General features: G+C 70.3%; 8 protein-coding genes. All 8 read right to left on the bottom strand.

Annotated features, from left to right (window positions below):
• Positions 1 to 1,570 (bottom strand): NADH-quinone oxidoreductase subunit M (locus ACWPOB_RS27615; RefSeq protein ID WP_455402763.1); only part of this gene is annotated, 1,570 nt, incomplete at its 3' end.
• The gene (gene nuoL / locus ACWPOB_RS27610; protein ID WP_455402762.1) at positions 1,570 to 3,561 is read right to left on the bottom strand and encodes an NADH-quinone oxidoreductase subunit L; all 1,992 of its coding nucleotides are present in this window, start codon (positions 3,559 to 3,561) and stop codon (positions 1,570 to 1,572) included. The genes nuoL and ACWPOB_RS27615, both read right to left, overlap by 1 nt.
• Positions 3,562 to 3,683: 122 nt before the next feature.
• A complete protein-coding gene (nuoK, locus tag ACWPOB_RS27605) occupies positions 3,684 to 3,983 on the bottom strand; it encodes an NADH-quinone oxidoreductase subunit NuoK (protein WP_006930999.1) in 300 nt (99 codons plus the stop codon).
• Positions 3,980 to 4,786, bottom strand: coding sequence for an NADH-quinone oxidoreductase subunit J (locus tag ACWPOB_RS27600; RefSeq protein WP_170914106.1), 807 nt, complete (start codon positions 4,784 to 4,786; stop codon positions 3,980 to 3,982). The genes nuoK and ACWPOB_RS27600 overlap by 4 nt, the downstream gene beginning before the upstream one ends.
• A 33-nt stretch (positions 4,787 to 4,819) precedes the next feature.
• A complete protein-coding gene (nuoI, locus tag ACWPOB_RS27595; RefSeq protein WP_100058009.1) occupies positions 4,820 to 5,413 on the bottom strand; it encodes an NADH-quinone oxidoreductase subunit NuoI in 594 nt (197 codons plus the stop codon).
• Complete coding sequence (gene nuoH / locus ACWPOB_RS27590; protein ID WP_455402761.1) at positions 5,406 to 6,821, bottom strand: NADH-quinone oxidoreductase subunit NuoH; 1,416 nt, start codon at positions 6,819 to 6,821, stop codon at positions 5,406 to 5,408. The genes nuoI and nuoH overlap by 8 nt, the downstream gene beginning before the upstream one ends.
• A complete protein-coding gene (locus tag ACWPOB_RS27585) occupies positions 6,814 to 9,285 on the bottom strand; it encodes an NADH-quinone oxidoreductase subunit G (RefSeq protein WP_455402760.1) in 2,472 nt (823 codons plus the stop codon). Before ACWPOB_RS27585 ends, nuoH begins: the two co-directional genes overlap by 8 nt.
• Positions 9,282 to 10,607: an NADH-quinone oxidoreductase subunit NuoF gene (gene nuoF / locus ACWPOB_RS27580; protein ID WP_100058742.1), complete on the bottom strand. Its 1,326-nt coding sequence runs from the start codon at positions 10,605 to 10,607 to the stop codon at positions 9,282 to 9,284. The genes ACWPOB_RS27585 and nuoF overlap by 4 nt, the downstream gene beginning before the upstream one ends.

Raw genomic sequence — 10,607 nt, 5'->3', positions numbered from 1 at the left:
CTCCCGGCGCCGGATCGGGCTGGTCGACCGTGACCAGGACTCGGCTCACCGCCGGGGTGATCACGTCGAGCGCGGGTTTCGGATACACGCCCAGGACGAGGAGCAACGCGATGAGCGGCACCACGACGGCGAGTTCGCGGGGCACCAGATCGGACACGTGCTCGTTGCCGTCGGTGACCGGCCCCGTCATCATGCGCTGGTACAGCCACAGCACGTAGACCGCCGAGAGGACGAGTGCGAGCACGGCGAACACGGCAGCGACCTGGTAGCGCGGATACGTGCCGATCAGCACCAGGAATTCGCTGATGAACGGCGCCAGTCCGGGAAGGGACAGGGTCGCCAGTCCCGCGACGAGGAACGTGCCGGCCAGGACGGGGGCGACCTTGCGGACGCCACCGTAGGCGGCGATCGCACGGGATCCCCGCCGGGAGACGAGGAACCCGGCGATCAGGAACAACGCCGCGGTGGAGATGCCGTGGTTGACCATGTACAGCGTCGAGCCGGCCTGCCCCTGGCTGGTCATCGCGAAGATGCCGAGGATGATGAACCCGAAGTGCGAGATGGAGGTGTAGGCGATCAGGCGCATCACGTCCGTCTGGCCGATGGCGACCGCCGCGCCGTAGACGATGCCGATCACCGCCAGCGTGACGATCACCGGCGCGAAGTACACCGACGACTCGGGAAACAGTTGCAGGCAGTAGCGCAGCATGCCGAACGTGCCGACCTTGTCGACCACGGCCATCATCAGCACCGCCCCGGCCGGGGTGGCCTGCACCGCGGCGCCGGGCAGCCAGGTGTGGAACGGCCACAGCGGTGCCTTCACGGCGAAGGCGAACATGAATCCGAGGAACAGCGCGTGGAGCACCACGGCATCGGCGCCGAGACCGCCGCCGGTGACGGCGGCGACGATGTCCCGGAAGTCGAAGGTGCCGGCGCCCTGCCGGGCGGTGACCACGTACAGCCCGATGACCGCGGCCAGCATGATCAATCCGCCGAACAGGTTGTAGAGCAGGAACTTCACCGCCGCGCGGGAGCGCTGCGTGCGGTCGCCGAGACGATCCCCGAATCCTCCGATGAGGAAGTACATCGGGATGAGCATCGCTTCGAAGAAGATGTAGAACAGCAGCACGTCGAGGGCGGTGAACGACACCATCACCATCGCCTCGACCGTCAGCATCAGCGCCATGTACAGCTGCGTGGTACGCCGCGGCGCGGATCCCCGGGCGGTCGCGGCGGGCTCGGCCGGTGTCGCGTCGTTCCAGCCCGCCAGCATCAGCAGCGGGAGCAGCACCGCGGTCAGCAGCACCAGCACGAGCGCGATGCCGTCCACGCCCAGCGTGTATCGGGTGCCCAGGGCCGGAATCCACTCGTGGGATTCGACGAACTGGTACTGCTCCCCTGCCGGATCGAATCCGACCGCCAGCGCGCAGGCCAGTACGAGCACCACGGCCGCGACCGCCAGCGCGGTCGTCTTGGCGAGGCTCCGCATGCGGGCGGGAAGCGCCAGCACGACGACGGCACCGACGAGCGGCACCACCCACAGGGTCGTCAACCAGGGAAAGTCGTCCACTACAGCCTCCCCAGCACCATCGTCGCGACCACGACGGCCGCGCCTACCAACATGGACAAGCCGTAGGACCGCACGAAACCGGTCTGCAGGTGCCGCATCCGGGCGGACAGGGCGCCGACCGTGGCGGAGATCCCGTCGACCGCGCCGTCGACGCCCTTGTCGTCGACGGTCACCAGGGTCGAGGTCAGGGAGCGTCCGGGCCGCATGAACACCGCCTCGTTGACCGCGTCGCCGTAGAGATCCCTGCGGGCGGCGACGGTGAACACCGACACCTCGGCGGGGGCGACCTCGGGAATGTCGCGCCGAGCGTACTGCCGGTAGGCCACCGCGGCACCGGCGAGCACGACGGCGAGGGTGAGGGCGGTGGTCACCCACACCGGCAGCAGGTGTTCGGCCTCGTACGTCCCCACCACCGGCTCGAGCCAGTTCTGCAGCGCTCCCCCCAGGCTGAGCGCAGCACCGGCGCCGACCGAGCCCACGGCCAGCACGATCATGGGCACCGTCATCACGGCAGGCGCCTCGTGGGGATGGACGTCGGCGGCCCAGCGACGCCGGCCGAAGAAGGTCATCAGCATCACCCGCGTCATGTAGAACGCGGTGATGCCGGCACCGAGCAGGGCGGCCGTCCCGAGGACGACTCCTTCGGCGCCGCCCGCTCCGAACGCGGCCTCGATGATCTTGTCCTTGGAGAAGAAACCGGCGAACGGCGGGATGCCGATGATCGCGAGGTAGCCGAGGCCGAAGGTGACGAACGTGACGGGCATGACGGTGCGCAGGCCGCCGTAGCGGCGCATGTTCACCTCGTCGTTCATCCCGTGCATCACCGATCCGGCACCGAGGAACAGTCCGGCCTTGAAGAAGCCGTGGGTGAGCAGGTGCATGATCGCGAAGGCGTACCCGGCGGGACCGAGTCCGGCGGCGAGGACCATGTAGCCGATCTGGCTCATCGTCGACGCGGCGAGCGCCTTCTTGATGTCGTCCTTGGCGCAGCCGATGACGGCCCCGAACAGCAGGGTCACCGCGCCCACGATCACGACGGCGAGTTGCGCGGTGGGGGCGAGGTCGAAGATCGCGTCGGACCGGACGATCAGGTAGACGCCCGCGGTGACCATGGTGGCGGCGTGGATCAGCGCCGAGACCGGTGTCGGGCCTTCCATCGCGTCACCGAGCCAGGACTGCAGCGGCACCTGCGCGGACTTGCCGCAGGCGGCGAGCAGCAGCACGAGGCCGAGTGCGGTGAGCACGCCGTCGCTCGCACCCTCCGCCCCGCCGAAGACGTCGTCGAACGTGACGGAACCGAACGTCGCGAACATGATCATCATGGCGACGGCCAGGCCCATATCGCCGACGCGGTTGACGACGAACGCCTTCTTCGCGGCTGTCGCGGCGGACGGCTTGTACTGCCAGAACCCGATGAGCAGGTACGAGGCGAGACCGACTCCCTCCCAGCCCACGTACAGGCCGAGGTAGTTGTCGGCGAGGACGAGCAGCAACATCGCCGCAAGGAAGAGGTTGAGGTAGGCGAAGAACAATCGGCGCCCGGGAGCGGAGCCGGCGGAGCGACCCGACGAACCCGGAGCGGAGCCGGCGGAGCGACCCGACGAACCCGGAGCGGAGCCGGCGGAGCGACCGGAGGGGTCGGGGCCGTGTGCCATGTACCCGACCGAGTAGATGTGGATGAGCGAGCCGACGCCGGTGATCAGCAGCACGAAGCACATCGACAGCTGGTCGAGCTGGAGCCCGAAGTCGATCTGCAGGCCCGCGACCGGTACCCATTCGAAGAGGCTCTGGTTCACGGCACGGTCGGCGGCGTCGCGGCCGAGCATGTCGACGAAGAGGGCGACGCCGAGCGCGAACGAGGCGAGTGCCGTCGCGCAGCCGAGCAGGTGTCCCCACGTGTCGCTGCGTCGGCCGGCCAGCAGCAGCACGGCCGCGCCGAGCAGCGGCAGCGAGGGCAGCAGCCAGACGGTCGACGAGATTCCGCCGTTCATGCCGGTCCGCCGGTCGGGGCGCCGCCGGCGCGGGCCGTCGTCTCGGGCACAGCCGTCTCGGGCGCGGTCGTCTCGGGCACAGTCTCCTCCTCGTGCGTGTGCGGACGGGCTGTCCGGGGTCGTCAGTACTTCAGGAGGTTGGCGTCGTCGACGGAAACCGAACGCCGGGCACGGAAGATGGTCATGATGATCGCCAGGCCGACGACGACCTCGGCGGCGGCGACGACCATGGTGAAGAACGCGATGACCTGACCGTCGAGGTTGCCGTGCATACGGGCGAACGTGACGAACGCCAGGTTCGCGGCGTTGAGCATGAGCTCGATGCACATGAACACGACGATCGCGTTGCGGCGCAGCAGGACACCGGCCGCACCGATGGTGAACAACAGGGCGGACAGGTACAGGTAGTTCTCGGGGTTCACCGCGATCCCTCCTCACCGGACGAGCCGCGTCGGGGTGCGTCGCCCGCGCGTGGGCCGGCTGCTCCGTCGGCGGACATCGCCCGCCGCCGGAGCACTTCGCTGACCGACAGGTCCGAGTACGATCCGTCGGGCAGCCGGGCCGGCACGTCGACCGCGTTGTGGCGGGCGTAGACCCCGGGACTCGGCAGCGGGGTGGCGCGGCCGCCGGCGCGGAAGCGTTCCTGCGACAGTTCCTGCTGGGTCTTGCGCAGCCCGAAGCGTTCCCGATGGGCGAGGACCATGGCGCCGATCGTGGCGGTGATCAGCAGGGCTCCGGTGAGTTCGAAGGCCCAGACGTACCGTACGAAGATCAGCTCGGCCAGGCCGGCGATGTTGCCTGCGGCGTTCGCGTCGTCGAGTCCGGCGAACTCCCCGACGGCGGCGTTGCCGAGACCGCCGACGAGCAGCAGCCCGAATCCGAGGCCGGCCGCGATCGCGGCGACCCGCTGGCCGCGCAGGGTCTCGACGAGCGCGTCGGAGGAATCGACGCCGACGAGCATGACCACGAACAGGAACAGCATCATCACCGCCCCCGTGTACACCACGATCTGCACGACGCCGAGGAACAACGCGTCCTGGGCGATGTAGAACACCGCGAGGATGATCATGGTGACGGCGAGGAACATCGCCGAGTACACGGCCTTGGTCGCGGTGACGACCCCCAGTGCGCCGATCACCGCGAGTGTTCCGAGGATCCAGAACAGCACGGCCTCACCGGTGGACGTGCGGGTGAAGGCCTCGGCCGCCAGCAGCGCCGGAGTCATCGGGTCCATCGAGACCACTCCCCTCTCCGCCGGTCACGCCACATCGCGGCCGCCTCGCGGCTGCGTCGGTTCCCGGTCGGATTCGACGGTTCCGTCGGCGGCCGACGTGGTGCCGGGCGCGGCCTCGGTCACCGTGCCGAGGTAGTAGTCCTCGTCCGTCGTGCCCGGGTACACGTCGTGGGGTGGGGCGGCCATGCCGGGCGCGAGCGGCGCGAGCAGCCTGGTCTTGTCGTAGATCAGGTCGGTCCGGTTGTCGTCGGCCATCTCGTACTCGTTGGTCATGGTCAGCGCCCGCGTCGGGCAGGCCTCGATGCACAGCCCGCACCCGATGCAGCGCAGGTAGTTGATCTGGTAGACGCGTCCGTAGCGCTCCCCCGGCGAGTATCGCTCGGTGTCGGTGTTGTCCGCACCCTCGACGTAGATGGCGTCGGCGGGGCACGCCCAGGCACACAGTTCGCACCCGATGCACTTCTCCAGTCCGTCGGGATGGCGGTTGAGCTGATGGCGGCCGTGGTAACGCGGTGCGGTCGGTTCCTTCTGCTCGGGGTAGCGCTCGGTCTGGGCCTTGTGGAACATCGCCCTGAAGGTCACTCCGAATCCCGCGATGGGATCGAGGAAGTCAGGCATCGCGGTTCTCCTCGGTGGTCGAATCGGAACGGCGCCCGCCCCCGCCCTCGGCGGCTGCGGCGACGGGGGTGCGTCGACGCCGCGGCGGCAGCGTCTGGCCGGGCAGCGGCGGGACGGGGAAGCCCCCGGCCATCGGGTCGAACGGCTCGGCCGCCGCCGCAGCCGGAGGGGCCGCCGTCCCCCCGGGGGTCTCGGTGAGCCGGGGGCGGCCGGCGCGCATGCGGTTCCACATGAGCGACGGCACCGCCAGGGCGACGACGACACCCGCCGCGGCGAGGACGATCTGCCACCGGTCCAGGCCCTCCGTGCGCAGGACGCGGATCACGGCGACGACCATGATCCAGGCGAGCGCCACCGGAATCAGCACTTTCCAGCCCAGGTTCATGAACTGGTCGTACCGCAGCCGCGGCAGTGTCCCACGCAACCATACGAACAGGAACAGAAATCCCCACACCTTGAGGACGAACCAGAGCAGCGGCACCCAGCCGGAGTTCGCGCCCTCCCACATGTTCAGCGGCCACGGCGCGCGCCAGCCGCCGAGGAACAGGGTGGTGGCCAGCGCCGAGACCGTCACCATGTTGACGTACTCGGCGAGCATGAACATCGCGAACTTCAGCGACGAGTACTCCGTGTGGAAGCCGCCGACGAGTTCACCCTCGGCCTCGGGCAGGTCGAACGGTGCCCGGTTGGTCTCGCCGACCATCGCCGTGACGTAGATCAGGAACGAGGGCAGGAGCAGGAATACGTACCAGACGCCGTCCTGGGCGGCGACGATGCCGGAGGTGGACAGCGTGCCCGACAGCAGAAAGACGGCCGCGAACGAGAGCGCCATCGCGATCTCGTAGGAGATCACCTGCGCCGTCGAGCGCAGACCGCCCAGCAGTGGATAGGTGGACCCGGACGCCCAGCCGGCGAGCACGATGCCGTAGACCCCGATCGAGGTGGCCGCGAGGATGTACAGCACGGCCACGGGCAGGTCCGTCAACTGCAGCGGCGTGCGCTGGCCGAACACGGAGACCACCGGCCCGAGCGGGATGACGGCGAACGCCATGAACGCCGGTACCGTTGCGATGATCGGCGCGAGCACGTAGATGGGTTTGTCCACGCCCGCGGGCACGATGCCCTCCTTCAGGGCGAGTTTGACGCCGTCGGCGAGACTCTGCAGCAACCCCCGCGGGCCCACCCGATTCGGGCCGACCCGCATCTGCATGCGCGCCAGGATCTTTCGCTCCGCAAGGATCGCGACGAGCACCGTCAACACCAGGAAGGCGAAGACGGCCACCGCCTTCACGACGACCAGCCACCACGGATCCTGGCCGAACGACGCCGGATCGGGGTACCCGGACTGCGCCGACAGGGCACCGGGAACCGGCACCGCCGCGGCGGTGAACAGAACGACGTCACTCATCGGGTACCCCCTGCGACCGGGCGTCGCCCCGGCTGATCCGGACGGTGTCCCCCACGGACGCGGCCAATTGCCGGTGCACCGCGCATCCCGGCGAATTGAGCGGCACCCACACGACCCGGTCGGGCATGTCGGTGATCGCGAGGGGCAGCGTGATCGAGCCCCGGTCCGTCGCGACGGTCACCGGATCCCCGGCGTCCGCGCCGATCTCGGCGGCGGTGGCGGCGGACAGGCGCGCCACCGGCCGGCGGGCGGTCCCGGCGAGATGCGGTTCGCCGTCCTGCATCCGTCCGCGGTCGAGGAGCATCCGCCATCCCGCGAGCACCGCCTCACCGGGGCCCGGCTCCGGGCGGTCCCGCGGCGCGACGTCCGGTGGACCGGCAGGTTCGCCGTCCCAGGAACCCAGCGCCACGAGCTCGTCGAGGGCCGCCGCGGCGTCGACGAGGCCGAGGCGGACGCCCATCTCGTCGGCGATCGCGCCGAGGACCCGCTGATCCGGCAGGGCGCCGGTGTTGCGCAACGCGGCGGCGAAGGGGCGCTCCCGGCCCTCCCAATCGAGGAAGGTTCCCGGTTTCTCCACCGCGGGTGCGACGGGGAAGACGACGTCGGCCCGGTCGGTGATCGCGCTGCGCCGCAGTTCCAGGCTGACGACGAAGCCGGCGGCGTCGACCGCGGCGACGGCGGCGTGCGGGTCGGGCAGGTCGTCGACGTCGACCCCGCCGATCACCAGGGCTCCGAGCGTGCCCGACGCGGCGTCGGTGAGGATCTGCGCCGTGTCCCGGCCGGCGGACGGCGGCAGGTCCGGCACGCCCCAGACGGCGGCGACCTGGCGTCGGGCGTCGGCGTCGGTGACCGGGCGGGCGCCGGGCAGAAGTCCCGGCAGGGTCCCGGCCTCCAGCGCACCGCGTTCACCGGCCCGCCGCGGGATCCACGCCAGCCGCGCGCCGGTGTCGTCGGCGAGACGGCCGACGGCCGACAACGCCCCCGGCACTGCGGCCAGCCGCTCCCCCACCAGGACGACCGCACCGGGTCGGCGCAGGAGCTCGGCGGTGTCCACTTCGTCCCGGTGTCCGGGCCGACCGGCGAGGCGGAGGGTGTCGAGCAGGTCCGGTTCGGCGCCCGGGACGGCCGGCAGGAGCCGGCCGGACAGCTTCTCGAGGCCACGGCTCGCGAACGGTGCGATCGCGCACACCGCCAGTCCCCGTCTGCGGACCGCCTTGCGCAGCCGCAGGAACACGATGGGCGACTCGTCCTCGGGCTCGAATCCGACGAGCAGCACCGCAGGGGCGTTCTCGAGGTCGTCGTAGGTCACGGCGCCGGCGCCGGGCCACCGCCCGGCGACCCGGGCCGCCAGGAATTGTGCCTCCTCCGCGGAATGCGGACGCGACCGGAAGTCGATGTCGTTGGTGTCCAGGCCGATACGCGCGAACTTGCCGTACGCGTACGCGTCCTCGACGGTGACGCGGCCGCCGACGAGCACGCCGGTACGGCCGCGCGCGGCGGTGAGGCCGCGGGCGGCGACCCGCAGGGCGTCGCGCCACGAGGCGGGCGCGAGCGTGCCGTCGTCGCCTCGGATCAACGGGGTGGTGAGGCGGTCGGGCTGGGTGGCGTAGGTGAAGGCCCACCGGCCCTTGTCGCAGTTCCATTCCTCGTTGACCTGCGGGTCGTCGCCGGCCAGCCGGCGCAGCACCGTGCCGCGCCGGTGGTCGGTGCGTTGGGCGCAGCCGCTGGCGCAGTGTTCGCACACGCTCGGGCTCGACACCAGGTCGAACGGTCGGGCACGGAACCGGTAGGCCGCCCCCGTGAGTGCGCCGACCGGGCAGATCTGCACGGTGTTGCCGGAGAAGTACGACTCGAACGGTTCCTTCTCGTAGATGCCGACCTGCTGCAGGGCGCCGCGTTCCATCAGTTCGATGAAGGGGTCGCCGGCGATCTGCTGGGAGAACCGCGTGCACCGGGCGCAGAGCACGCATCGCTCCCGGTCCAGGAGGATCTGCGAGGAGAGCGAGATCGGTTTGGGGAACGTGCGTTTGACCTCGGTGAAGCGGGACTCGGCACGCCCGTTCGACATTGCCTGGTTCTGCAGGGGACACTCGCCGCCCTTGTCGCAGACCGGGCAGTCCAGCGGATGGTTGATCAGCAGCAGCTCCATCACGCCCTTCTGCGCCTTGTCGGCCACAGGCGACGTCAGCTGCGTGTGCACGACCATTCCGTCCGTCACCGGGGTCGTGCACGAGGCGACGGGCTTGCGCTGGCCCTCCACGTCTACCAGGCACTGGCGGCACGCGCCGACGGGTTCGAGCAGCGGGTGGTCGCAGAATCGGGGAATCTGGACGCCGAGCAGTTCCGCGGCGCGGATGACGAGGGTGCCCTTCGGGACGCTGATCTCGACGCCGTCGACGACGACGGTCACCAGGTCGGGCGGGGTCGGCAGGCCGGTGGTGTCGTGGTTGGTGTGGACGCTCATCGCGTACCCCCGTCGTTCGGTCGGCCCGCACCGGCCCCCGCCATGACGGTGGACAGGTGCGGGTCGAACGGGCAGCCGCCCTGCTCGAAGTGCGCCAGGTACTCGTCGCGGAAGTACTTGATCGACGACGTGATGGGGCTGGTCGCTCCGTCGCCGAGTGCGCAGAACGACCTGCCGAGGATGTTGTCGGAGATGTCGAGCAGCTTGTCCAGGTCGGCTCCGGTTCCCTCGCCTCGCTCGAGCCGCCGCAGGATCTGCACCAGCCAGTAGGTGCCTTCCCGGCACGGTGTGCACTTGCCGCACGACTCGTGCGCGTAGAACTCGGTCCAGCGCAGCACCGCGCGCACCACGCAGGTGGTCTCGTCGAAGATCTGCAGTGCCTTGGTGCCCAGCATGGAGCCGGCCCCGGCGACGCCCTCGTAGTCGAGCGGGACGTCGAGGTGCTCGTCGGTGAAGAGCGGCGTCGACGATCCGCCGGGGGTCCAGAACTTCAGCCGGTGCCCGGCCCGGACGCCGCCCGCGTAGTCGAGCAGCTCCCGCAGGGTGATTCCCAGGGGCGCCTCGTACTGGCCGGGCGTCGTCACGTGACCGGACAGGGAGTAGAGCGTGAAGCCCGGTGACTTCTCGGTTCCCATGGAGCGGAACCACTCGATCCCGTTGTGGAGGATCGACGGCACGCTTGCGATCGACTCGACGTTGTTGACGACCGTCGGGCGCGCGTACAGGCCCGCGACGGCGGGGAACGGCGGGCGCAGGCGGGGCTGGCCGCGCCGGCCCTCGAGGGAGTCCAGCAGCGCGGTCTCCTCACCGCAGATGTACGCCCCGGCGCCGGCGTGTACGACGAGTTCGAGGTCGTAGCCGCTGCCGAGGATGTCGCGGCCGAGGAAGCCTGCGGCGTAGGCCTCGGCGACCGCGGCCTGCAGCCGGCGCAGCACCGGCACCACCTCACCGCGGACGTAGACGAAGGCGTGCGCGGCGCGGATGGCGTACGCCGCAATGACGGCGCCTTCGACGAGCGCGTGCGGTGTGGCCAGTAGCAGGGGCATGTCCTTGCAGGTGCCCGGTTCGGATTCGTCGGCGTTGACCACCAGATAGTGGGGTTTGCCGTCGCCCTGGGGGATGAAGCTCCACTTCACGCCGGTAGCGAAGCCGGCGCCGCCGCGGCCGCGCAGGCCCGCCTCCTTGACGGTGGCGATCACCTCGTCCGGGGGCATGCGCAGTGCCTTGCGCAGGCCCTCGTATCCGTCGTGGCGGCGGTAGGTGTCGAGCGTCCAGGACTCGGGCTCGTCCCAGTACCGGCTCAGGACAGGGGTCAACGCCAC

The sequence above is a fragment of the Rhodococcus sp. 2H158 genome, assembly GCF_053764755.1.
Note: the sequence above shows the minus strand (reverse complement) of the source record. Positions and strands in the feature narration are given on the sequence as shown.

Bases quoted from the DNA above. Each gene is read 5' to 3' on its own strand.
- nuoL (WP_455402762.1), bottom strand. From the start codon at position 3,561: ATGAACGGCGGAATCTCGTCGACCGTCTGGCTGCTGCCCTCGCTGCCG.
- nuoH (WP_455402761.1), bottom strand. From the start codon at position 6,821: ATGAGTGACGTCGTTCTGTTCACCGCCGCGGCGGTGCCGGTTCCCGGT.
- nuoI (WP_100058009.1), bottom strand. From the start codon at position 5,413: ATGCCTGACTTCCTCGATCCCATCGCGGGATTCGGAGTGACCTTCAGG.
- ACWPOB_RS27585 (WP_455402760.1), bottom strand. From the start codon at position 9,285: ATGAGCGTCCACACCAACCACGACACCACCGGCCTGCCGACCCCGCCC.
- ACWPOB_RS27600 (WP_170914106.1), bottom strand. From the start codon at position 4,786: ATGACTCCGGCGCTGCTGGCGGCCGAGGCCTTCACCCGCACGTCCACC.